At 42.4% G+C, this 23,743-nt stretch carries 17 protein-coding genes; 11 read left to right on the plus strand and 6 right to left on the minus strand.

The window, feature by feature from the left end; translation table 11 throughout:
- Positions 1 to 58: 58 nt before the first annotated feature.
- From J5X94_RS09935 to recO, 8 genes are all read left to right on the plus strand, one after another.
- On the plus strand, positions 59 to 2,569 hold the full coding sequence (locus J5X94_RS09935) for a capsular polysaccharide biosynthesis protein (protein ID WP_228293223.1): 2,511 nt from the start codon (positions 59 to 61) through the stop codon (positions 2,567 to 2,569).
- Between the two features lie 144 nt (positions 2,570 to 2,713).
- On the plus strand, positions 2,714 to 3,946 hold the full coding sequence (locus J5X94_RS09940) for a capsule biosynthesis protein (RefSeq protein WP_210541147.1): 1,233 nt from the start codon (positions 2,714 to 2,716) through the stop codon (positions 3,944 to 3,946).
- Positions 3,947 to 4,220: 274 nt separating this feature from the next.
- The gene (gene lepA, locus J5X94_RS09945) at positions 4,221 to 6,017 is read left to right on the plus strand and encodes a translation elongation factor 4 (RefSeq protein ID WP_010201785.1); all 1,797 of its coding nucleotides are present in this window, start codon (positions 4,221 to 4,223) and stop codon (positions 6,015 to 6,017) included.
- Between the two features lie 80 nt (positions 6,018 to 6,097).
- Complete coding sequence (lepB, locus tag J5X94_RS09950; protein WP_189582723.1) at positions 6,098 to 7,000, plus strand: signal peptidase I; 903 nt, start codon at positions 6,098 to 6,100, stop codon at positions 6,998 to 7,000.
- Positions 7,001 to 7,174: 174 nt separating this feature from the next.
- On the plus strand, positions 7,175 to 7,570 hold the full coding sequence (locus J5X94_RS09955) for a DUF4845 domain-containing protein (RefSeq protein WP_010201783.1): 396 nt from the start codon (positions 7,175 to 7,177) through the stop codon (positions 7,568 to 7,570).
- A 140-nt stretch (positions 7,571 to 7,710) separates the two neighbouring features.
- Positions 7,711 to 8,508, plus strand: a complete 798-nt coding sequence (gene rnc / locus J5X94_RS09960; RefSeq protein ID WP_010201782.1) for a ribonuclease III — start codon at positions 7,711 to 7,713, stop codon at positions 8,506 to 8,508.
- Positions 8,509 to 8,972: 464 nt separating this feature from the next.
- Positions 8,973 to 10,121: a GTPase Era gene (gene era / locus J5X94_RS09965; RefSeq protein ID WP_210541148.1), complete on the plus strand. Its 1,149-nt coding sequence runs from the start codon at positions 8,973 to 8,975 to the stop codon at positions 10,119 to 10,121.
- Positions 10,122 to 10,168: 47 nt separating this feature from the next.
- Complete coding sequence (recO, locus tag J5X94_RS09970) at positions 10,169 to 10,939, plus strand: DNA repair protein RecO (protein WP_210541149.1); 771 nt, start codon at positions 10,169 to 10,171, stop codon at positions 10,937 to 10,939.
- A 42-nt stretch (positions 10,940 to 10,981) separates the two neighbouring features.
- Here recO and J5X94_RS09975 read toward each other — a convergent pair whose 3' ends face one another.
- On the minus strand, positions 10,982 to 11,776 hold the full coding sequence (locus J5X94_RS09975) for a GspH/FimT family pseudopilin (RefSeq protein ID WP_228293224.1): 795 nt from the start codon (positions 11,774 to 11,776) through the stop codon (positions 10,982 to 10,984).
- A 512-nt stretch (positions 11,777 to 12,288) separates the two neighbouring features.
- Between J5X94_RS09975 and J5X94_RS09980 the strand changes: the two genes are divergently transcribed.
- The 3 genes from J5X94_RS09980 (at position 12,289) to mscL (ending at position 16,482) form a co-directional block, all read left to right on the plus strand.
- Positions 12,289 to 13,587, plus strand: a complete 1,299-nt coding sequence (locus J5X94_RS09980) for an OmpA family protein (RefSeq protein WP_194620831.1) — start codon at positions 12,289 to 12,291, stop codon at positions 13,585 to 13,587.
- Positions 13,588 to 13,932: 345 nt separating this feature from the next.
- Positions 13,933 to 15,780, plus strand: coding sequence for a translational GTPase TypA (typA, locus tag J5X94_RS09985; protein WP_010201777.1), 1,848 nt, complete (start codon positions 13,933 to 13,935; stop codon positions 15,778 to 15,780).
- A gap of 252 nt (positions 15,781 to 16,032) precedes the next feature.
- Positions 16,033 to 16,482: a large conductance mechanosensitive channel protein MscL gene (gene mscL, locus J5X94_RS09990; protein WP_010201776.1), complete on the plus strand. Its 450-nt coding sequence runs from the start codon at positions 16,033 to 16,035 to the stop codon at positions 16,480 to 16,482.
- 100 nt (positions 16,483 to 16,582) lie between these two features.
- Here the strand turns inward: mscL and J5X94_RS09995 are convergent, their stop codons facing one another.
- The 5 genes from J5X94_RS09995 to J5X94_RS10015 all read right to left on the minus strand — a co-directional run bounded on the left by J5X94_RS09995 (position 16,583) and on the right by J5X94_RS10015 (position 23,728).
- On the minus strand, positions 16,583 to 17,023 hold the full coding sequence (locus J5X94_RS09995) for a hypothetical protein (RefSeq protein ID WP_210541150.1): 441 nt from the start codon (positions 17,021 to 17,023) through the stop codon (positions 16,583 to 16,585).
- 307 nt (positions 17,024 to 17,330) lie between these two features.
- Complete coding sequence (mutM, locus tag J5X94_RS10000; protein ID WP_210541194.1) at positions 17,331 to 18,281, minus strand: bifunctional DNA-formamidopyrimidine glycosylase/DNA-(apurinic or apyrimidinic site) lyase; 951 nt, start codon at positions 18,279 to 18,281, stop codon at positions 17,331 to 17,333.
- A 63-nt stretch (positions 18,282 to 18,344) separates the two neighbouring features.
- The gene (locus tag J5X94_RS10005; protein WP_210541151.1) at positions 18,345 to 20,897 is read right to left on the minus strand and encodes a RelA/SpoT family protein; all 2,553 of its coding nucleotides are present in this window, start codon (positions 20,895 to 20,897) and stop codon (positions 18,345 to 18,347) included.
- A 396-nt stretch (positions 20,898 to 21,293) separates the two neighbouring features.
- A complete protein-coding gene (rlmD, locus tag J5X94_RS10010; RefSeq protein WP_210541152.1) occupies positions 21,294 to 22,835 on the minus strand; it encodes a 23S rRNA (uracil(1939)-C(5))-methyltransferase RlmD in 1,542 nt (513 codons plus the stop codon).
- Positions 22,836 to 22,903: 68 nt separating this feature from the next.
- The gene (locus tag J5X94_RS10015) at positions 22,904 to 23,728 is read right to left on the minus strand and encodes a 3'-5' exonuclease (RefSeq protein ID WP_210541153.1); all 825 of its coding nucleotides are present in this window, start codon (positions 23,726 to 23,728) and stop codon (positions 22,904 to 22,906) included.
- Positions 23,729 to 23,743: the final 15 nt, after the last annotated feature.

Below are 23,743 nucleotides of genomic sequence, written 5' to 3' on the forward strand. Positions count from 1 at the left end.
TACTGGTTATGTAGATTGAGACATCAATGACTAATAATGACTAATAAAGGTATCGAGAATGGCAAAAAGTGTAAAGCATAAGGATGAGATGCAAGGAATGTCTACCTTTGATGACGCACTATTTTCGCCATTATTGAAGCCTGAGGTATTGAAACCTGAGGCATTAAAACCCAAAGTACCAAAACGTCTGGCGGTAGTCGGTAAAGGTATGCGCAGTAATAACCTTTTATTATCGAGCGTCCTACGAGCAGATATTCAGCGTTGGTATCCTTGGTCAAGCTTGCAACAACGTCTTAATATAGGCATTGAAACCCCTGATGCCTTTATCGGTTGGGGTCATAAGAAAAGCTATCAACGAGCAAAGCATGCTGCCAAACGCCAAGATATTCCTACATTAAGTATCGAGGATGGTTTTTTACGGTCGTTAGATTCAGGGCTCAGTAGCCGCTATGGGCTGAGCGTCGTCACTGATGATATTGGTATTTACTTTGATTTAACGCAGCACTCACGCCTTGAGCAACTGATTATTGAGCGTACTAAAAATGCTATTACGACCAATAATAAAAGTATAGATGAAGAACGCGCTCGACAATTGATGGTACGTATATGCGACGAAAAGCTTAGCAAGTACAACTCAGTTATCGATTGTCCATCATTGGACAAGTTGGCTAATGAAGCAAATACAAATCCAAAAGAAAGCGCTTTAACATCGCATGTTTTATTGATTGACCAAGTGGTTGGCGACGCGTCTATTAAAGGTGCTGGTGCGAACAAACGTCAGTTTAAGAAGATGTTAAAATCTGCATGCCGTAGTCATTCAAATGCTCATATTTGGATCAAAGCTCATCCTGCCTCAAAATCAGGATACCTGACCAATTTAAAGTTACCAAAAAACGTCCGACTATTAACTCAGGCGCTTAACCCTATCGAATTGTTAACGCAAGTTAGCGATGTTTATACCGTTAGCTCGCATATGGGCTTTGAAGCATTGATGCTTGGTAAGACAGTGCATTGCTTTGGTGTTAATTGGTATAGTGGCTGGGGACTGACCGATGACAGCGGTGCACCCAAAAATCTGCTTAAAGCGGTCGAGAAACGTCGTCAAAAACTTGCCACCAAACTACGAGAGGCTAAGGGAAATTCAACTCCTGCATTGTTTCCTACATTATTTGCTAAAAAAACATCTGCGACGCTAGAAACGTTATTTTATAGCGCCTATATCGATTACAGTCGTTATGTAGATCCAGCCACCAAGCAAGCCTGCGAGATTGACACAGCTATTGAATGGCTAGTGACTAATCGATATTGGCAGGGATGCATTGAAGGCAATTTAACGGTATATGAATTTAGCCGCTGGAAGCTGCCGTTTGTGAAGGCTTTCGTTCATCTGCCCCGTACCACTCTGTTTATAAAACCCAAACCACGCCTCAAGAATTTACTGCACCCTGATCACTTACGGGTCAATTATCAGCAGCCGCTATTGGTATGGGGTTTAGCCAAGCGTCAACAGGTACAAAAAAAACTACAGACTAAGATTTCCAAGCAGCAGCATTCACAGATGCCGCCTATTTACTGCATGGAAGATGGGTTTATTCGCTCAAACGGTTTGGGTGCGACCTTGCTGGCGCCATTGTCAGTGGTTATAGACAAGCAAGGTATCTACTATGACGCGACGCAGCCGTCAGATTTGGAAACGTTATTACGTCATTGTCAGGCGATGAACCCACAGCAAAGTAGGCGTGTAAAACAACTTCAAGATAAGTTGCTTAATCAGCGGGTGAGTAAATACAATGTCGGGACCGATATCGGCAGTGCTAATAGCCAGCATACTTCTTGGGTACATAATGCAAAGGTATCTGGAAAACGCCGCATTCTTATCGTTGGACAAGTCGAAGATGATTTATCGGTGCAATATTGTGGTTCAGAAATAAAGACCAATAGCGGCTTGATTGAGCGTGTACAGCGAGACAATCCAGATGCTTATCTGATTTATAAACCTCATCCAGATGTTGAGGCGGGATTGCGCGTAGGTAAGGTAGGAGAGACGCATCTAAAACAAGTTCAAGCGGTCGCTTATGATACAGCGATGCCGGACTGTTTAGAGGGTGTCGATGAAGTTCATACCATGAGTTCATTGACGGGATTTGAAGCCTTGTTGCGTGGTCTAAAAGTGACTTGCTACGGTTTACCATTTTATGCAGGCTGGGGCCTAACGACCGATATTGATGCACAGCTACCATTAAAAGCTGAGTATCTAAGCAGGCGCAAACGAGAAACAGCATTGACACTTGAACAACTGCTGCATTGCACGTTGATAGACTATCCTTTATATCGACTTCCCAATGGTTATGGGCTGGCGCAAGTCGAGCAAGTCATTGATTACTTGTACCCGCCAAAAAATAACGCTTTTGCCGCAACTCAAAATGAAATAAATAATAATTCGGTCAAAACAATCTTTATTTCCAAAAAACTTTCAGCCGTACCCAGTCAGTTGAAGCGCCAAGCTGCCACCCGTTTTATGCAGCAGCGTCATCAATGGCAGCAGCGTCTACGTAGCGTGCTTCGTTAGTTTCCTTTGAACGCGTGATGTAAAACCACTGCGACAAGTATGGGCTTTTTCGGTATAATCATTGATAATTAATGTCTATTCACACGGTCTAACGACCACGCTTGCTTTGATCTTTTATCCTTCAATTAATGGTAATTCAATACTATGGCAGCTTCGATGTCTCATTTGCTTACTCATCGACACGTTTTGCTGTTACAGGGAAAGATGGGCGGATTTTTTGACCGTTTTTCTACATTTTTGCAAACTCAAAATATTCAAGTGAGTAAAGTAAACTTTAATGCAGGCGATGCTTTTTTTTATAGCCATCCCAATACGCATGAATACACGGGTACTTTGGCGCACTTTTCATCTTGGTTGCAGGTTTTTATTGCTGAGCATAATATTGATGCGATTGTATGTTTTGGTGACTGTCGCCCACATCATACGCAAGCGTCCTGTATCAGTGAAAAATTAGGCACCTCATTTTTTGTGTTTGAAGAAGGCTATTTACGACCCGATTATATTACCTTGCAAGAGTATGGTATTAATGGCTATTCACGCCTAAATACTGAAGATATTAAAGCGCTCAAAAAGGCTAATGACCATCCAATCTATACGCACAATCGCTTTTATCGGCTAAGTATTGCTGCTATTGTTTATTATATTATTGCTTGGCTATACAAAAGCCGCTATCCGCATTATTCACATTACCGTGGCATGACGGCATGGCAAGAGGCAATCGCGTGGCTCAAAGCGCCATGGCGTAAATTGCGAGGGTATTTACCTGATAAACAACTACAAAAGAGGCTGACCAAACAAGAAAGTGATAATTATTTCTTGATCAGCTTACAAGTCCATAATGACTCGCAGATTACCCATCATAGTGATTATCATGACATAGTACAGTTCATTGACGAAGCCATTGCAAGCTTTGCAGGTCATGCGAATCAAACACAGCTATTGGTATTTAAACACCATCCCTTAGATCGTGGTCATCGAGACTATCGTGAATTGGTCTCCAGTTTAGCCACGCGCTATCAGGTCAGCCACCGCGTCTTTTATGGCTGCGATATGCATCTACCAACCTTGATGAAGCATAGTATCGGCATGGTGACGATTAACAGTACAACAGGGTTGCAGTCGGTATACCACAAAAAACCTACTAAGGTGATGGGTCGAGCAATTTACGACACCCCAAAACTGACCGACCCAAAGCCGCTTGATGATTTTTGGCAGCATCCTAAAGACCCAGACAATGAGTTCTATTTAAGATTCCGTGAGTATCTGATCGAGCAGACACAAATCAATGGGGCTTTTTATGGTCGATCGCCATGGATGTACAAATATCTAAAGCAAACAAATAGAGACACCAGCGCAATCTCTGATACGGCTAAATAGCTCATCAAGCAGGAGTTGGCTATCAATGTTCTTTGATTCATTACAGCGTTTAACGTTGCGTTATAAAATGCTAAATTAAGCGCTTATTTAACCGTTAACGCTATTCAGTCGTTAGTGTCAGCAGCCATTCTAATTCCTACTAATAAAATCGCCTTACTTTACAGTGGAAAACTGCTAGAATACCTGCATATATCGGTACGTCGCAGCAATGGATGTTATTGCCCTTTTTGCGAACCGATCATTATTCTATCACCCTTAATTTAGTAGGCGCTTTGTGACTGCATTAGCCAATATTCGTAACTTTTCTATCATTGCCCACATTGATCATGGCAAATCGACCCTTGCCGATCGTTTCATTCAAATGTGCGGTGCCTTGCAAGACCGTGAAATGCAGGCGCAAGTACTCGACTCAATGGATATTGAGCGTGAGCGCGGTATCACCATCAAAGCGCAGTCAGTGACTTTGTTTTATGACCACCCAAATGGCGAGCGCTATCAGCTCAACTTTATTGATACGCCAGGCCACGTTGATTTTTCTTACGAAGTCTCGCGTTCATTGGCTGCCTGTGAAGGGGCGCTATTGGTCGTAGATGCGGCGCAAGGCGTGGAAGCACAATCGGTCGCTAACTGCTATACCGCAGTCGATCAAGGCTTAGAAGTGATGGCGGTTTTAAACAAAATTGACCTACCACAAGTTGAGCCTGAGCGTGTTATTCAAGAGATTGAGGACATCATTGGTATCGATGCTGTCGATGCCCCACGTGTATCAGCGAAATCTGGTCTTGGTGTGGATAAATTACTAGAGGCTTTGGTTGCTTTTATTCCCGCACCCACCGGCGACCGTGAAGCCCCGCTACAAGCGTTGATTATTGACTCATGGTTTGACAATTATTTGGGTGTGGTCTCTTTAGTACGTGTGCGTCAAGGAACCATACGTAAAGGTGACAAGCTCTATATCAAGTCCACCAAAGAAGCACACTTGGTCGGCTCTATCGGTGTTTTCACACCGAAACCTCTAGATACGGGTGTTTTGGAAGCTGGTGAAGTTGGCTTTATTATTGCTGGTATTAAAGATATTGCTGGTGCGCCCGTTGGTGATACGATTACCCATGCCAAAACGCCTGATGTCGATCGTATTCCGGGTTTTAAGCAAGTAACGCCGCAAGTCTATGCTGGTATGTTCCCTGTTGAATCTACTGACTTTGAAAAATTTCGTGAAGCGTTGCAAAAATTGCAAATTAACGATGCCTCGTTGTTTTTTGAGCCAGATACCTCAGATGCGCTTGGTTTCGGTTTCCGTTGCGGCTTTTTGGGTATGCTGCACATGGAGATTATCCAAGAGCGCCTAGAGCGTGAGTATGACTTGGATCTCATCACCACGGCACCGTCGGTTATTTATGAGATTGTAAAAAAAGATGGCAGTATTATTTATGTCGATAACCCATCAAGACTGCCTGAACCCAATAACATTGAAGAGTTTCGTGAGCCGATCGCCCGCTGTCAGATTTTAGTACCGCAAGATTATTTGGGTAACGTTATGACGCTATGTATTGAGCGTCGCGGCGTCCAAGTTGATATGCGCTTTATGGGACGTCAAGTTCAGCTAATATTTGATATTCCGATGGGCGAGGTGGTGATGGATTTCTTTGATCGCCTAAAGTCTGTGTCACGTGGATTTGCCTCGCTTGATTATAATTTTGAACGTTACCAAGTCGACAAACTGGTCAAAGTAGATGTGTTGATTAACGGTGACAAAGTCGACGCCCTAGCCATGATTGTGCACGAAACCCAGTCTCGTTACCGTGGTAATGCGCTTGTTACTAAAATGAAAGAATTGATACCACGCCAAATGTTTGATGTGGCGATTCAGGCTGCTATTGGCAGTCAAATCATTGGACGTAGCACTGTCAAAGCCATGCGTAAAGATGTATTGGCCAAGTGTTATGGTGGTGATGTTTCTCGTAAAAAGAAACTGCTGTCCAAACAAAAAGCAGGTAAAAAACGCATGAAGCAAGTGGGTAATGTGGAAATTCCCCAAGAGGCCTTTTTAGCAGTATTGCAAGTCGATTAAGATATTGATATACGTATAATCATCGCTAGTCTTATAAATTAAAATAGTCAGATAAGCAGCTCGTTAATAGGCAATTTAGTATGGATTTCGATTTTAATTTGATTTTAGTGCCATTAACTATTGGCTTGGGTATTATTTGGCTATTAGATAAGCTAGCGTTTAAACAGCGCAAAACACGTGGTCGCGGTCAAGAGAGTTTATTGGTACGCTGGGCCTATGATTTTTTCCCTGTATTGGCAGTGGTATTAATAGTACGCTCATTTTTGATTGAGCCTTTTAATATCCCATCATCTTCTATGGTGCCGACGTTATATACGGGCGACTTTATTGCGGTCAACAAGTATGCCTACGGCGTACGCTTACCACTGACTTATAATAAAGTATTGGATACAGGCGCGCCTGAACATGGTGATGTGGCGGTATTTCGCTACCCAGAAAACCCAAGTATTTATTATATCAAGCGCGTCATTGGCTTACCGGGTGATACGGTCAGCTATGATCAAGGCACGCTTGCTATCAATGACGTACCGGTAGCAACCAAATCAATCGATTTTGATGCTAATGCTGAGCTCACTGCACAGCTGTATCCCCCAGGACAAATTGCACCAGGGCAAGTACTTACGGAAGAAAACGCTGCAGCAATGGGTCAACAAGAAGAAGGTGAGGCGCAGTATTTTCAAGAAACACAGGGTGAGCATGAGCATCTCGTTCGCTACTTGAATGGTATGAATAGTTCGCAGTACGGGCCGTTTTTGCAGCAGCAGTCACCAGAAGTGGTTAGCTCAGAAGGGAACGAGTGGCGTATTACGGTTCCTGAAGGTAATTACTTTGTGATGGGTGATAACCGTGATCGCAGTGCTGACGGTCGCTTTTGGGGCTTTGTCCCTGATGAAAACCTAGCAGGCAAGGCCGTTTATATTTGGATGCATAAGCCACCCGGTCTCAACGTACCCACCTTTTCGCGTAATGGCTCTATTGATTAGAGTCATGGAACAACAGCGTGTTTATTTATGGACAATAGTTTCGTGCTACTATTATGATGATTCGATAATGTTAAATATCCAATCACTGTGACTGTCTAATAGTTTAATAAATGGATACTTAGTGTTATTGAGGTATCTAATAAAAATATAGTAATTTACCCGTTAAGAGGTGTTATGGTGCAGCAGTTATCTGGTTTGTCTACCCAGCGCGGCGCTAGCGTGACTAGCATTGTATTATTTATCATTGTTCTCGGTATTGCTGTCAAGTTGATGATTGCTATTGTACCAGCACAGATCGGTGATTATCAGCTGACTAAGCTCTTAGGAATGGAGCTTAAAGAAGCCAATGACAAAGGTGAGACGGCCAAGCAATTCGTCGAGCGTGTGAATCGGCAGTTATCTATCAATGCTGATTATGATACCAATGCAGAAGACGTGTTTACTTTCACTAATAAAAAGACGGGTCAGCTAGCTATCTATAAGAAATACGAACAAACCAATAACCTTTTCGGTAATGTCGATATTGTCAATCGCTTCGAAGGTGATATTGACGCAACCATGGCAGAGTAGCCTGAATGAGTATATAGCTCATTTCTTATTTATTCGTCAAACATCATTTACGACCATATTTTTTATTAATTAATCGTTATTAACCAGTCATTATTAACCAATTACCTCAGTAAAACAAAAGGGATAACCACAAGCCACGCATGAAACCAACTTCGCAGCACTCTCAGGCGGTTCCTACTCCCCAAACAAATAATACGTCTGTCGACACGCTTATTGTTAGCTCAGAATTCATCCAACGCTTGGCCATATTAACGCGCAAGCTGGGTTATGTGTTTAATAATCTAACACTTCCCAAGCTGGCACTGACTCATCGCTCGTTTGATAGCAAAAAAAACTACGAGCGTTTAGAGTTTTTGGGCGATGCACTATTGGGTATGATTGTGGGTGAGGCTTTATATCATCGTTATCCCAGTCAAAACGAAGGGCGTTTGACGCGTATGCGTGCCACTTTGGTACGCCAAGAATCGCTGGTCATCATTGCTCAAAATTTAGAGCTTTCCAATCATTTAATATTAGGGATAGGGGAGCGTAAAGGTGGTGGTCGTAATCGTGCTTCTATATTAGCGGATGCCGTAGAGTCGCTGATTGGTGCTATCTATTTAGACAGTCAGGATATGACTATTACTCGTGATTGCGTGCTCTCATGGTATGGAGACCTGATTGATAATGTCAATGACCAGAAAGCTCTAAAAGACGCTAAGAGCCGCTTGCAAGAATGGCTACAATCTAAGCAGTTTGATTTGCCACATTACGAGCTTATGGAAACCCGTGGCAATGCACCGCATCAAATTTTTGTGGTGCGCTGTCAGGTAAACATTAGTAACTGCCCTGATATTACTGAATCGGGTGAAAGTCGCCGTATTGCTGAACAAAAAGCAGCAGAGCTGATGATTAATCAGCTGCATAAGCTCCCAAGCCTGCCTAAAACTCGCTCGTAATCTAGGGTCTGTTGAACATTAAAATATTAGGACTGCTGATTGCTAAAATCGTCCCAAACTAGGCGTAAACCGACGATAATGTCGAGACCTTAGCTAGGTTTACAACAACGTTTGGGGCGATTTTAGTATCAGCCTTTCAGGGCAGGGCTATTTTTTGCCAATACATGGCGAAATTGTCTAACCTAGAACGACTAGGCGTCAAAAATTTCACTGCGTATTGTCTAAAAAATAGCCACTGCCAGTACCACATTTGAATGTTCAACAGACCCTAGACAGCAAAACCATATTTTAACCAAAAAATGACTTTACAATTTTTTTAAGTAAGAGTTATTTTTAAATAATACTTATTTTAAAACCGCAAATATTCTCAAGCCAAGCATGGTGCTGCTATCTTATTTGATACTACTTTATTTTAGATAGCAGTAGAACTGTTGAGCTGATGATAAACCCCACAGGATAAACCTATGAGCAATCATACTGACTTTCCATCAAACAATGAAGATAACACCAACGCTATGACCCAAAAAACAGATGTAAAACCAATATTAGAAAATGCTGAATTAAAAAGTGCTGAATTAAATTCCGAGCACTCAGAAAATAATGAGGCAGAAAGCAACGATGTAGAAAGCAACGATGTAGAAAATGATCTAGCCATCGAAGAGTTTTTCTCGCCAAATAATAGTGCGAGTATGGCTGATGATTTTAAAGCTGGCTATGTGGCAATCGTTGGACGTCCAAACGTGGGTAAGTCGACCTTGATGAACCATTTATTGGGTCAAAAATTATCCATTACGTCACGTAAACCGCAAACGACTCGTCACCGCATCCACGGTATTTTGTCAAATCATGAGATGCAGGCAGTATTCGTTGACACACCGGGTATTCATCGCAATGAAGTACGTGCTATTAATGAGCGTATGAATAAAGCCGCAGTATCTGCATTAGTAGATGTTGATTTGGTATTATTCGTTGTTGATTCAGATCAATGGCGTGATGATGATTTGTTAGTTTTACAAAAGCTTGGCGATACTAATCTAACTGTAGTTTTAGTGATTAATAAAGCGGATACCTTAAAGGACAAAGGCAGTGTTTTACCGCTGATGGAAACCTTTAATGACAGCTTTGATTTTGCCGACATCGTCCCGGTCTCCGCTTTGAAAAACCAAAACTTAGATCGCCTGCAAGAAGTAATCGCCTCACATCTACCTATTGCTGCCCCCATTTATGATACCGAGCAAATCACTGATCGCTCAGAGCGTTTCTTAGCCAGTGAAATTATCCGCGAAAAAATCATGCGTAGCGCTGGTGACGAAGTACCTTATGACTTAACGGTACAGATTGATGGGTTCAAAGATGAGCCTGCGCACACTGATCCAAAAACAGGGCGTCCACGTAAGGCTTGTACCTTTATTGATGCAACTATCTACGTCGAGCGTAGTGGTCAAAAAGCCATTGTGATTGGTGATAAAGGTCAGCGTATTAAGCAAGTTGGTATGGATGCTCGTAAAGATATGGAGCAGTTGTTTGATAAAAAAATTATGCTGACACTGTGGGTGAAAGTGAAACGTGGTTGGTCTGATGACGAACGTGCATTGACCAGTTTAGGCTATTAATAGCGATTAAAATTAGTCTTTTATAATCAGCGCTGAGGTAATGATAGATGCGTAATGAACCATTGATTGGTTATTTATTACACCAGCGCCCTTACCAAGAAAAACGTGCCTTATACTATTTATTTTCTCAGCAGCATGGTGTCATACATGGGATTGGTAAAAAAGGCGCGCCTTTATTTATGCCTTTACAACTGTTTGCCACGGGTAAGCGGGATTTAAAGACATTCAGTCAGATTAATATTGCACCTCAGTACGTCGTACAGACAGACGTGCTTCCAGAAGACGATGCCGCGAAAACGTTAAAAGCCGTTGCCTACGAGAATATCACTGGTCAACACCAATACGCTGCCTTATATCTAAACGAAATACTATGGCGCTTATTGCCCACTGAAGATCCAATGCCAAAACTATGGCAACATTACCAAGACAGTTTAGATAGGCTAAAACAGCCATTGACGGCTAATGAGCTGCGCTTGTGTTTGCGGCAGTTTGAGCAGTATCTATTTAATGAGTTGGGTTTTGCCTTGACGCTAATGCAGGATAACGTTCAAGATAGTATCGAGCCTCATAGTATTTATCAATTCTTACCGGATGCCGGTTTGGTGCCGATTGTGCAAGGTGAGTTTTTAGAAAGTGCTGATATGGGGCGAGCGGTTTTTGAGGGCAGTGAGATAGTGATGATGGTGGAGCAAGGAATAAGCGATGTCACACTTAATGCTTGGTCGCGTTTGCATCGACAACTGATTGACCACCTCCTAGATTATCAGCCGCTACAAAGTCGCTTGCTTTGGCAGCAGCAACAGCGCTATCAGTTATAGCTAAAGCATGAAAAAATTTAAAAGCTTTAACCTCAAAGCATGTCAGTCACCACACCCAGTCGGATGGCTGTCATTAGGCTTAAAAGTAATATTAGCGCCTTGACTGAATGATATTTGATACATCGCCTGGCTGTATGTTGAGTTTGCACAATACTTAAAATGACCAAAATGCCCGCGTGGTTTACCGCTATCACCATAGAACCTGACGTAACGACGTTTTCCTGCACGTAGATGCAAGGTGCCATATTTGGGATTCAGGTTTTGTGTTTCTAACAACTCGTCTGCTCCTTTATCAAAATGCTGGTTATCGTTGTTATCTACAAAGAGCAACAAGGTTTTATTGCTGTTCTTATGACATAAACCATTGCCGTCTGACAAACACACTAATAAGTTTTGGCGACGAATGACACTTTCCGCTTTCGCTAATTTTAGCGTGTCTGTTATTCCGTACCTGATACGCTGAGCTTCCATGCGTGCCAATTGTGTCAAGATAGCGGGTGCGGCAATCATCATGATAATTGCTAATACTGCTACGGTCACCATGAGCTCTATTAATGTAAAGCCATTTTGGCTTGAGCTTTTAGACATACGTCTATCGAGCATAAAATTCTTATTCAATGTGATTTGTTTATCATTTATAAAATAAATCTTAGCCCTTGGTATCACAATGGATGGGTGAGCAAGTTTATTCTTACCTAAAATAAATTTAAGTAAAATATATGCAGATAGTTGTTGGTAATTTGACGATATTTTATATACTATAGCCATAGGATTATTACTTGTAACAAATAATGTATTTGACCCTATGTCAGAATGCGTATGCCTGATAGCTGTCATTCAAGTCCTTAAATATTTTCGTTAATAATATTTAGGTTGCTGAGATATTAATCGTTCTATGTACTTATCATTTTAGCCAAAGATAAAAATTAGATTAATGTTTGTTATTATAATATAAACAGAATATATGTCTACTGTCAAAAAATGTTTCAATTAGTGAATAGGTAATTTTAACAATAGAGAAAAGGTACCAGTTGTATTAAAATACCCTCAACCAACAGAGACACTTCGGTTGAAAGTCTATTGCGAGCTCATACACAAAAGGTAAAAAACGTAAGGTGTGTTTGTACTCAGTAACTTAAGCTGGTTATTGTGTTTTAGTTACGACATTATCGTGTAATAATGTGTAGCTCGTTAACGAAAAAAGTTGTAAACTGAATCGATAATCGCTAAGCTACTTCTAAATTAGTTTTGCTTTGTCATTTAAAATTCGTAAAAGATGTCTATTTTGGAGCATCTTGAGAAGTAGTTTTGCTTAACGCATCACTAAAATTATCCTTTGGAGGAAGTCCATGAAATTGAATAAAATCGCTCTAGCTCTGGTTGCCGTAGCAGCTGCGCCTCTAGCAGCTAACGCTGGCGTTACTATTAGCCCATTGTTACTTGGTTATCACATGGTTGATGACGAATTCAGTGATACAGCTGACAAACAGCGTGAAATCCTACGTACTGGTAAAAACCTTTATGAAGATGCCAATGGCAATCAAATCGGTGACGGCTCACGTGGTAACAGCAACGGCGGCATCGCTAAAGAAAGTGGTCTATATACTGGTGCTGCACTAGGTATCGAATTAACTCCTTCTACTCAGTTCCAAGTAGAGTATGGTGTGTCAAACACGAATGGCGAAGCGTCTGAAGATTCTGCAGATGCTGGTATCAACCGTTTTGACGTTGAACAAACCATGATCTCTGGTAACTTCTTAATCGGTACTGAAGAATTTACTGGTTATACTGATGGCGCACTTAAGCCTTATGTATTAGTTGGTGCCGGTCAGTCTAAAATCGAAGTAGAAAACCAAGAGCGTTACATTGCTTCTAATGGCGACACGGTTGACGCTGGTACTGAAGTATCAAGCTCAAAAGACACTATCGGTAACCTAGGTCTAGGTGCTATGTATCGCATCAACGACGCGTTAAGCCTACGTGGTGAAGCTCGTGCGATTCATAACTTCGACAACAACTGGTGGGAAGGCATGGCTCTAGCCGGTCTAGAAGTTGTACTTGGTGGCCATTTAGCACCTACAGTAGCTGTTCCTCCAATGGAAGAGCCTATGGTTGATACTGCACCAATCGTTGTTGTTGAATCTGATCTTGATTCTGACGGCGATGGCGTACCTGATAGCATCGATGCATGCCCAGGCACTCCAATGAATGTTGTTGTTGATGAGCGTGGTTGCCCAGTACCAGTAGATATTACTGACGAACTGAAAATGGAACTTCGTGTATTCTTTGATAACGATAAATCAGCTATCAAAAACCAGTACAAGCCTGAAATCGCTAAAGTAGCAGAGAAGATGCGTGAGTATCCTAACTCAACTGCACGCGTAGAAGGTCATGCTTCTAAAACTGGTCCTTCAGCACGTTATAACCAACGTCTGTCTGAAGCCCGTGCTGTTGCTGTGAAATCTATGTTGACTAACGAATTTGGTATTGCTCCAAACCGTCTATCAACAGTTGGTTATGGTTATGACCAACCAATCGCACCAAACGACACTGAAGAAGGTCGCGCTATGAACCGTCGTGTTTATGCCATCATTACTGGTGACAAAACTATGACTGTTGAACAAACTAAAGATATGGTTGTTCAGTAAATAATAGCTAGATAGTTATATCGTTACAAAAAAAGCTACCCATTGGGTGGCTTTTTTTTATTTATGTACTGAGAAAAGTAAGTTATTACATAAATTTATCGTGCAATAATGTTATACTATCGACCCAAACACTTTGTAGATTGACAAAGTGTACATTAGCATAGCTATCTGTACGATGGATTTTCCAGCATAGGTATTTGATTTTACTGCTATTAATTAAATGAACTCACCTATTGTGTACTCATTTAAAAGTCCTGTAGTCATATCTCTCTGGTTGATGGTAAAAGTTTATCCAGCGGTGCTTACTGCTACTGCATTTTTTTTAAGACGAAAAGAGCATTTTATATGGCGAACGATATCAAACACCTGCGTAACATCGCAATTATTGCCCACGTTGATCACGGTAAGACAACTTTGGTTGATAAACTATTACATCAATCTGGCACTTTTGGCGATCGTGCAAACATTGCTGAACGTGCAATGGATTCAGGCGATATTGAGCAAGAACGTGGCATTACCATTTTGGCTAAAAACACAGCTATCCGCTGGACAGATAAATCTTCGGATACAGAGTATCGCATCAACATCGTTGATACCCCAGGTCACGCCGATTTTGGTGGTGAAGTTGAGCGTGTCATGTCGATGGTTGACTGCGTACTTCTAGTGGTTGATGCTGTTGATGGCCCAATGCCACAGACTCGTTTCGTAACGCAAAAAGCGTTCGAGCAAGGTCTAAAGCCTATTGTTGTTATCAACAAAATTGACCGTCCTGGTTCGCGCCCTGATTGGGTAATGGATCAAATTTTTGATTTGTTCGATAACCTAGGCGCAACTGATGAACAGCTTGATTTCCCAGTTGTTTATGCGTCAGCATTGAATGGTATTGCGGGTTTAGAAGCTGATGATTTAGCTGATGATATGACGCCACTGTTCAAAACTATCGTTGATGTCGTGCAGCCACCACAAGTGGATGCAGATGCACCGTTCCGCATGCAAATCTCAAGTCTTGACTTCAATAGCTTCGTTGGTGTTATCGGTATTGGTCGTATTCAGCGTGGTAAAGTTAAACTTAATACGCAAGTAACTGTCATTGATAAGCATGGCAACACGCGTAATGGCCGTATTCTAAAAATCATGGGCTATCATGGTCTTGATCGTATTGATGTTGAAGATGCACAAGCTGGTGATATCGTTTGTATCACTGGTATTGATGCACTTAATATCTCAGATACGATTTGTGATCCAGCTAACGTTGAAGCATTACCAGCACTAACGGTTGATGAACCAACCGTATCAATGAACTTCCAAGTAAACAACTCACCGTTCGCTGGTCGTGATGGTAAGTTTGTGACTTCACGTAATATTCGTGAGCGTCTTGAGCGTGAATTGATTCATAACGTTGCACTACGTGTAGAAGACACTGAGTCTCCTGATAAATTTAAAGTATCAGGTCGCGGTGAGCTTCACTTATCTGTACTTATCGAAAACATGCGCCGTGAAGGTTTTGAAATGGGTGTTTCAGGCCCAGAAGTTATCGTTAAAGAAGTTGACGGTAAACTACAAGAGCCGTATGAAAACGTTGTGTTCGATATTGAAGATGAGCATCAAGGTTCTATCATGGAGCAGGTTGGTCTACGCAAAGGCGAGATGACTAACATGGAACTTGATGGCAAAGGTCGTATGCGTATTGAAGCAACTATGCCAGCACGTGGTTTGATCGGTTTCCGTTCTGAATTCTTAACCTTAACATCAGGTTCAGGAATCATGACGTCAAGCTTCTCACATTATGGTCCACAGAAAATTGGTGATGTTGGTGGCCGCTCTAACGGTGTACTCGTTTCTATGGCTAAAGGCGTTTGCCTAGGCTTCGCATTGTTTAACTTGCAAAAGCGCGGTAAATTATTCGCTGAGCCACAGCTTGAAGTATATGAAGGCATGATCGTTGGTCTTAACTCACGTAACGATGATATGGCTGTTAACCCAACGACTGCTAAACAGTTAACTAACGTTCGCGCTAGTGGTACTGATGAAGCATTGACGTTGACTCCAGCAGTTAAGTTTACGCTTGAGCAAGCACTTGAGTTCATCCAAGATGACGAATTGGTTGAAGTAACACCTAAAGCGATTCGTCTACGTAAGCGTTACTTGACTGAAAGTGAGCGTAAGCGTCATGGTCGTAAGAAAGGTGCGTAATATTGAACAATAAATAGTGGTTATCCATTATTTGGTTCCGCATTAAAGATATATAGTGAGCAGCATAGAATAGTGGTATACCAACTATTCTATGCTGCTTTTTTTGTGTTGCATTTTACATAGAATAAAAAGACAATAGTCGGATATCATTTAGTAAGAAAAGTAATTTTACGGTTATTATTGAAATCCTAAGTTGGATTCATCATTTATACGCTTATCTTATGGTCGATAAGATTTTTGAGGAGAGAAATTATGAGTATGGTATCTGAGTTTAAAGAATTTGCTTTAAAGGGTAATGTGATGGATCTGGCCGTCGGTGTAATCATCGGGGGAGCTTTCGCTACGATCACAACGTCTTTAGTAGAAGACGTGATAATGCCCATTGTTGCTTTTATCGTCGGCGGCGAAATTAATTTCAAGAATATGTTTTTGATATTGGGCGATGCGCCAGAAGGTGTGGCAAGAACCTATGACGCCCTCAAAGCTGCTGGCATTCCTGTATTGGCTTACGGTAGCTTCATTACCGTACTGATTAACTTTTTAATCTTGGCATTTATTATTTTTATGATGGTAAAAATGGTCAACAGATTACGCCGTGCAGATGAGGTAGAAGAAGCAATAGAAGAAGCAATAGAAGAGCCGTCAGAAGAAGTGCAATTGCTTCGTGAAATTAGCGCTAAGCTTGGCAATATTAATAAGTAAACACATTTTACTGACCGTCGGATTAAAAAATAAAAAAAGGCTAACGTCATGTTAGCCTTTTTTTATTGGATTTTTTACAACTACTTAATGGTAGTTATGTTTAGGGTCTAACGACAACATAGTCATTGGTATTAATAATAATCTCTGATGGTTGATCAACGACGATACGCACAACGTTATTGTCAACGACCTGCGATTTATAATAGTTGTCTTCGGCAACCGTACAGCCTAAGCACCGTCCCATCGCATCCCAAGGCTCTACAAACAGCTTCTGCTGAGCTTGATCAGCGTTACCACCGATTAGAGAAAAAGGGAGGCTGACAATATAAGCTGCCGTACCAGCCACGGCAGTCACTAAACCCAGTGGCTTGCCAACGATAGTATCTACTACCATAGTGCCATAAGAAGGCCCAAAGTCATCTTCATCAATTTCTATCGCTGCCAAAGCAGGTTGCATACTGGCCACAATCAAGCTTACGCTTGTAATCAGGGTAAAAATTTTGCGCTTGACGGTGCGTTGTGTATGGGCTTTAACAGTCATAATGATATCCTAAAACTCGTAAGCAGTATAATGGATGGCTGCTGCTATTTTCATACAGAGACAATTTCCCTATACAAGCAATGCGGCAACGATAAATAGATTAATTATTACAGATAAATAAATGGTTTGCACTATTTATGTAAGCTCTTTCACTATTAAAGCAAGACGTAGGCCAATAAGCAACAAAAATGCGTGTGATACAGCTACTGTAATCACAAAATTTACTAACCTTAAAAAATATTTTCTACTGTATCAGTGAGGCTTGATAACATTAATGCTTATCAAGTATGTCGTAGCATTTCACTTACTACGCTAGGGGCTGGCAGTTGGGGCAGTAAACGCTAGCACGTCCATTTAGCTTGATATTTTCTAGCGTCGTTTGACAGTGCGGACAAGCTTCACCCTGTCTACCATAGACATTTAGAGTCTGTTGAAAATATCCAGTTTGCCCGCTAGCGACCGTGAAATCTCGTAAGGTCGAGCCACCAAGCGCTATCGCTTTTTGTAGAATGGTTTTAATATGATCGACCAAAATAACAATATCATCATACGATAATTGATGAGCAGGGGTCGCAGGATGAATCCCTGATAGATACAGGCTTTCGGTCGCGTATATATTGCCAACGCCAACGACCACTTGCTGCTCCATAATGACGGATTTGATGGCTCGCATGATTGGCCGCTTTTTCGATTTTGCTTTACTCGCTGTTTTTTTACCAGCCGTAGTTTCAATAGCGGTTTTATCAGATAGATCCGTGCGTTGGATGAGCTGATACAAGTAATCAGCAGTGAATTCCTCTGATAAAGGCTCAGCACCCAAGTGATCTAACAGCTTAGCACCATAATCCTCATGCCACAGCACCGAGCCAAAGCGTCTAGGATCATGATAGTGTAATTGTATTTGCTTTTTATCAGTGCTACCAAATACCATCACTAAATGGTCATGTTTTCGCTTCTCTGTATCCTTACTGTGCTGCTGTAAACTACCGGACATACCCAAATGAATGAGAAGCTGCCGCGGTGCCAATGTAGCAAGCTCAGTAGTAGCGTTATGCTTAGATAAGGGCGGTAAAAAATTTAATATCAAATACTTCGCTCGTCGCTCGATGCTGCCTAAGGTATAACCGTTCAAGGCATCTAAATTGTCAGGCATCGACCAGCGCAGCTTTGGCTGGAATACTTTTATGTCAATCACTTGTTGCCCCAATAGAGGGGTTAAGCTGGTTTTGGTTGTTTCTACTTCAGGCAATTCAGGCATAGTGTTTTTGGTAATAACTCGATTATTAAATGGATAGGTTTGCACAAAGCCTTAGCATTTTACTTAAGCAACCGCACGCCGTGCATGTAATATGCCATGCTGCTGTTCAAGTTTGGCTAAGAGTTTGGACAAATGCGCCAATCCTGACACCTCAATATGAAACTTTAAAAAGGCAATATTGTCATCATTGCTCAGGGTCTCAACTTGACGAATATTGACATTTTCTTTGTCAATAATTTGAGTTAAGTCGCGCAACAATCCACGTCTATCATAAGCTTCTACATGAATGTCTACGGGTTGGTAACGACCTGATTTTACGCGCCAAGCAGCATCTATCTGGCGCTCAGGGTCACGTTCTATAAGGCGCAAATATTCTGGACAGCCCCGATTATGTACACTAACGCCGCGTGATAAAGTGATGTAACCTGCAATCGGCTCACCGTGTACAGGATGACAGCAGCCTGCTAAGTTGACTTCGATATTGTCCAGACCGTCGATATGAATTTTATAGGCATCAATTTTGCCAGCATCTCTAGCATCGACACTGGGTGTGAAATCTTCCTCAGGTCTCTCTGGCTCTAAGTGTAGCTGACGAGAGATATGGCTGGTCAGCTGGTTTAGGCTGATATCACCTGTGACCAAACCAACAATGACGTCGTCTGTATTATTGACGTGAAAAAACTGAGTGTAATCATTTAAATCAATACTGTTAGGGTGGACGGATAAACGCTCCAGCTCTTTACTCAGCATGTGCCGACCGATCTCAATATTTTTGTCGCGGTCTTGCTTGTTAAACCATTGACGCAGTTTTGAGCGTGCTCGATTGGTATGAATATAACCAAGTGAGGCAACCAGCCAATCACGATTGGGCTCGCGAGAAGCTTTGGTAATAATCTCAACTTGCTCACCAGTTTTGAGCTGATAAGTCAGAGGCACATAGCGTTGGTTGACCCGAGCGGCTTGCGCACGGTTACCGACCTGAGTATGTACATAGTAGGCAAAATCAAGAACGGTCGCGCCTTTTGGAAGTTCGGTAATATCACCGTCACGACTAAAGATGTAAATGCGCTCAAGCTCATCAAAATCAACCAGTTGCTCTTCTTCGTCGAACTCTATTTCTTCTAGCTCATCACCAGTCAACATGGATGAGCGTGGCTGATTACGTGTTTCATTATTGATAGAAAGCAGTTGACGCAGTGAGCTGATTCTCTGGTTGAGATAATTGTCTTTTTTGTTTTTTAGCCCTTCTTTATAATTGACATGCGCGCACATGCCAAGCTCAGCCTCAAAGTGCATCTCATGGGTACGAATCTGTACTTCAAGCGATTTGTTTTCGGCAATCACCGCCGTGTGCAGCGAGCGATAGCCATTTGATTTAGGGTTGGTAATATAGTCATCAAACTGTTCAGGGATATAGCGCCACAGACCATGTACCAATCCTAAAACGTGATAACAGTCGGAAGGATTGGTCACTAAAACACGCAGTGCACGAATATCGTAAAGCTGATCGAAGGATAAGCCTTTGAGCTTCATTTTTCGATAAATAGAATAGATGTGCTTGACGCGTCCTGACACTTCACCCGCGATATCTGCTTCTGCCAAGGCTTCATTGAGCTTATCTTGCACACGCTGAATATAAGACTCACGTTCGCTGCGTTTTTCTGACAATAGCTTGGCTATTTCTTTATAACGCTCAGGGGCGAGATATCGAAAGGCGAGGTCTTCAAGCTCCCATTTTAGTTGGGCAATACCCAATCTATGGGCTAGTGGCGCATAGATCGTCATGACCTCACGTGCCACTCGATTTTGCCGCTCTAAGTGAGAAAAGGTCAATTCGCGCATGGCGAAGGTACGTTCAGCCAGCTTGATAAGCACCACACGCACGTCATTTGTGACGGAGATGAGCATGCTATAGATGTTTGATAATTGGTCACGCTGATTGTTTACGAAGTGATCCTCTAAGCGTTTGTTGCTTTCGATAATTTCCGACAGTTTACCCATTGCCAAAGTATCTTTGACCAAGGTGGATATCTCTTTGCCAAATTTTTGCTCAATTTCAGTCAGACTGATGATTGATTTTCGGGCACTGCGATAGAGCATCGCAGCAACCAGCGCATCTTCATCTTGATAAAGGTAGGTCAATATATCAGTCATACCGATACCAGTGACATAAGCACCGGAGCGCTCAGATTCGCTGGTATTCATATGACTACGAATAAAGTCACAGGCAGCGCTGAGGTTGGGCACAGACTCTTGGCCGATACGCTTGGCCACGTTATCTAACCACGCAGGGACATCGATATTGGCATTGTCTAGATCGATTGCTTCAAGCTCCTCTTCTGAGAGAATATGAGCATCATCTAAAAGCTGGTTGTCCAAATACTCATTTTCAAGATTTGGGTCATGACTGTGGTAAGCATGCTGTGCGGAGCGATCAAAAGTCGTATGCAGCTTGTGAGTGGCCAGTTGGTATTTGATATCGAGTGGAATTTGAGCATAGCTATTAGCAGACTGATGAGAGCGTTGACTCGCAACCAGTTGTGCCGCTAACGTCGCACTGTCGGCTTGTGTGGTCTGTCCATCTACCAACGGTAATCCTTCACGAATTTTTACCATAGCCGACTCCTCTTAGCTATTTCGAATTGATTATAACCTCATCTACTACGTACGAAACCCAAACTTATACAATATATAAGTCGGCAACTAGAAATCAATACAGCCGCTAAAAATCCATTTTTAGCAGCCATAGAGTTGTATGTAGAATATGTAAGATTATGAGTGTTAATAACTGCTGTATGCTGATTAAATAAGCATAGAAAGAACGACTATTATTATCTCATTTTAAGACGACAAATCAAGAGAGGCTCTGTAATGCTCATGTCACTATGATTAACATATCGATTAACATATCGGCTACTTTAATAGCATACTTTGACCTAATTTATGAATAGGCAAAATGTGTTGATAGCATGCCTAGTAACTCATACAAGAAAATATGCGAAAAAACCAACGTTAATTAGCGACCTTTTCAAAGCGCGCAATGGACTCAACATGTCCGGTATGACAAAACATATCCATTACGCCAGCATGAGTCAGACGGTAGCCTTGCTCTAATAATGCTTTTGTATCGCGGGCGAGCGTTGCAGGGTTGCAAGAGACATAGACAATACGCTCGGCGTTAAACTTCGGCAGATACTGCATAATCTCCCATGCACCAGAGCGAGGCGGATCGATCAATAGCGCATCAAAGCCTTGATTGGCCCAAGGCTTATCAGTACAGTCTTGCGTTAAGTCTTGGCTATAGAATTCAGTGTTATTGATACCATTACGACGTGCATTGTCAGCGGCGCGTGCGGTCATCGCTTCGCTACCTTCAACACCGACGACAGAGCCAGTCTCGCCAACCAATCGTGCCAATGGCAAGCTAAAGTTACCTAAACCACTGAATAAATCAAGTACGCGTTCACCGGCTTTTAGATCTAATAAATCACAAGCAAGTTTGGTCATCTGACGGTTCACCGACAGATTAACTTGAGTGAAATCTGTTGGGATAAATTCAAAAGTAAGGTCGTATTCTGGCAGTTGGTAATACAAACGTCCAAATTTCTGACTCAGGTCATCAGCATCCGTCAAGGCGATACGCTGGATGCTGTCAACGCCTTTTGATTGTAAATACAGCTGCCAATTGCGCGCGGCAAAAAACACCTTTAGCTTCTCTACATCAGCATCAGATAACGGCGCTAAGTTGCGCACAATGAGGGCGACTGGCTGGTTGCCATCTGGTAGCTCTGGCATCTCTTCACCCATCGCCAATTCAAGCTGGGCAATCTTGTCACGACTCTCTAGAGTGCTGATAAGGGTTTTTAAATTTTCAAGCTCAAAGCCAATACGGGGATCTAAGATATGACACTCATTTAGCTCAGCCAAAAAGTTACTTGAGCGTTCACGAAAGCCCACCAAGGCGGTTTCTTTTTTGGTCACATAACGCACACCCATTCTTGCTTTGGTGCGATAACCGAGGCGATCGCCGATTACAGGTGCTAGCCAATGATCAGGCTCGGCTTTGGCTTGATGCATCAGCATTTCAGCAAGGACAGACTGCTTAAAATTAATCTGAGCATCTGGCTGCCAATGCTGCAAGCTACAGCCACCACAGACACCGAAGTGCGGGCAGGGCGGTACCACACGTTCAGGATTTGGGTTGGCAGTGATGCTGATCGCGTCACCTTCTTCAAAGCTGGTTCGGCTATTGGTAAGCTTGACCAAAGCGCTTTCACCCGGCAAAGCAAAGCTGACAAAGACTTTTTTACCGTGCTTGTCTACGGCATGACCTTCTGCTTCACCTAAGCCATTGCCATATACTGCCACGCCGCGACCATCATGCGACAATCCATCAATATTAAACGGTAAGGGTTCAGCCTCTTTTAGACGGCGACGGGTCTTTGATGACGGTTTGGATTTTTTCTTGTTAGGCGGGATGGTAATGGTTTGGGTATCGTTCGCCTGCAGCGTTGCATCAGCTGCGGTAGATGTTTTTGAATCGGTGGGTTGCATAAACCTGCCTTAAATAAATAATAAATAACTGAAAAGGTGAGTACGGAGATTGGTACAACGAATCATGCTTATACTGACGGCGTAAATGACCAATCAGCAATAAATTCTTGATGACGTGCACTGCCATCGGCTTGGGTGTATTTTGCTAGATAGTCATGGCTTTGCTGCTGCCAAGCATCAAAATCTTGTGAGGACAGTTGACCCGTTAAACGCAGCCAGCGCAGATAAATTAGCCAGGTATTCATCACGTCAGACTCGCAATAAATAGACAGCGTCTGCCAATCATCATTGCTGACAAGATCGCCAACCATACTGCCATCGACACTGGTTTTGCCGGGAAGTCCATACAAGCTTGCGACGATATCCATCGCTTCGCGGCGACTGGCACCGTATTGGCTAAATCTGTCCATTAAATCAAGATGGCGAGTATGGAAGCGATTGACATAATTATCAAAGCGCATGTTTTTGATGCGTTCGCCTTCTTCAAACAGCCATGGTGCTGAAAGGTCATACTGCATGGCGCGGTAAATCAATACCGGAATATCAAAACCTGAACCATTCCAGCTGATCAGCTGTGGCAATTTTTCAATGTCACTAAACGCTCGAAAGAATTTAACGAGAATGTCCTTTTCGCTGAACTTATCTGCAGTCAACGAAAACAACGACAACTTGCCAGCTTTTATATATAACGCCGAAATACAAACAATACGTTGCAGCGGCAAACGCATAAAATCGTGCCCAGCCTCTTGTGTACGTAGCGCTGTCAATGCGCTCAGTGCGTCCGCATCATTTAGATCCGCCAGCTGCGGGTAAATACGGCGCGCGGCAGCTGTATCCGCGACAGTTTCAATATCAAAGACCAATATAGGGTCGGAGGGTAGGGCGTGTGACATAGATAAACCTAATTA

Source organism: Psychrobacter sp. K31L (assembly GCF_017942195.1).
GTDB classification, from domain to species: Bacteria; Pseudomonadota; Gammaproteobacteria; order Pseudomonadales; family Moraxellaceae; genus Psychrobacter; species Psychrobacter glaciei.

Excerpts from the sequence above, each read along its gene's own strand:
- mutM (WP_210541194.1), bottom strand. The coding sequence starts at position 18,281 with ATGCCTGAATTGCCTGAAGTAGAAACAACCAAAACCAGCTTAACCCCT.
- J5X94_RS09975 (WP_228293224.1), bottom strand. The coding sequence starts at position 11,776 with ATGACAGCTATCAGGCATACGCATTCTGACATAGGGTCAAATACATTA.
- J5X94_RS09995 (WP_210541150.1), bottom strand. The coding sequence starts at position 17,023 with ATGACTGTTAAAGCCCATACACAACGCACCGTCAAGCGCAAAATTTTT.
- era (WP_210541148.1), top strand. The coding sequence starts at position 8,973 with ATGAGCAATCATACTGACTTTCCATCAAACAATGAAGATAACACCAAC.
- rlmD (WP_210541152.1), bottom strand. The coding sequence starts at position 22,835 with ATGCAACCCACCGATTCAAAAACATCTACCGCAGCTGATGCAACGCTG.
- typA (WP_010201777.1), top strand. The coding sequence starts at position 13,933 with ATGGCGAACGATATCAAACACCTGCGTAACATCGCAATTATTGCCCAC.
- J5X94_RS09935 (WP_228293223.1), top strand. The coding sequence starts at position 59 with ATGGCAAAAAGTGTAAAGCATAAGGATGAGATGCAAGGAATGTCTACC.
- J5X94_RS10005 (WP_210541151.1), bottom strand. The coding sequence starts at position 20,897 with ATGGTAAAAATTCGTGAAGGATTACCGTTGGTAGATGGACAGACCACA.
- J5X94_RS09955 (WP_010201783.1), top strand. The coding sequence starts at position 7,175 with ATGGTGCAGCAGTTATCTGGTTTGTCTACCCAGCGCGGCGCTAGCGTG.
- recO (WP_210541149.1), top strand. The coding sequence starts at position 10,169 with ATGCGTAATGAACCATTGATTGGTTATTTATTACACCAGCGCCCTTAC.
- rnc (WP_010201782.1), top strand. The coding sequence starts at position 7,711 with ATGAAACCAACTTCGCAGCACTCTCAGGCGGTTCCTACTCCCCAAACA.
- J5X94_RS09940 (WP_210541147.1), top strand. The coding sequence starts at position 2,714 with ATGGCAGCTTCGATGTCTCATTTGCTTACTCATCGACACGTTTTGCTG.
- lepB (WP_189582723.1), top strand. The coding sequence starts at position 6,098 with ATGGATTTCGATTTTAATTTGATTTTAGTGCCATTAACTATTGGCTTG.
- J5X94_RS09980 (WP_194620831.1), top strand. The coding sequence starts at position 12,289 with ATGAAATTGAATAAAATCGCTCTAGCTCTGGTTGCCGTAGCAGCTGCG.
- J5X94_RS10015 (WP_210541153.1), bottom strand. The coding sequence starts at position 23,728 with ATGTCACACGCCCTACCCTCCGACCCTATATTGGTCTTTGATATTGAA.
- mscL (WP_010201776.1), top strand. The coding sequence starts at position 16,033 with ATGAGTATGGTATCTGAGTTTAAAGAATTTGCTTTAAAGGGTAATGTG.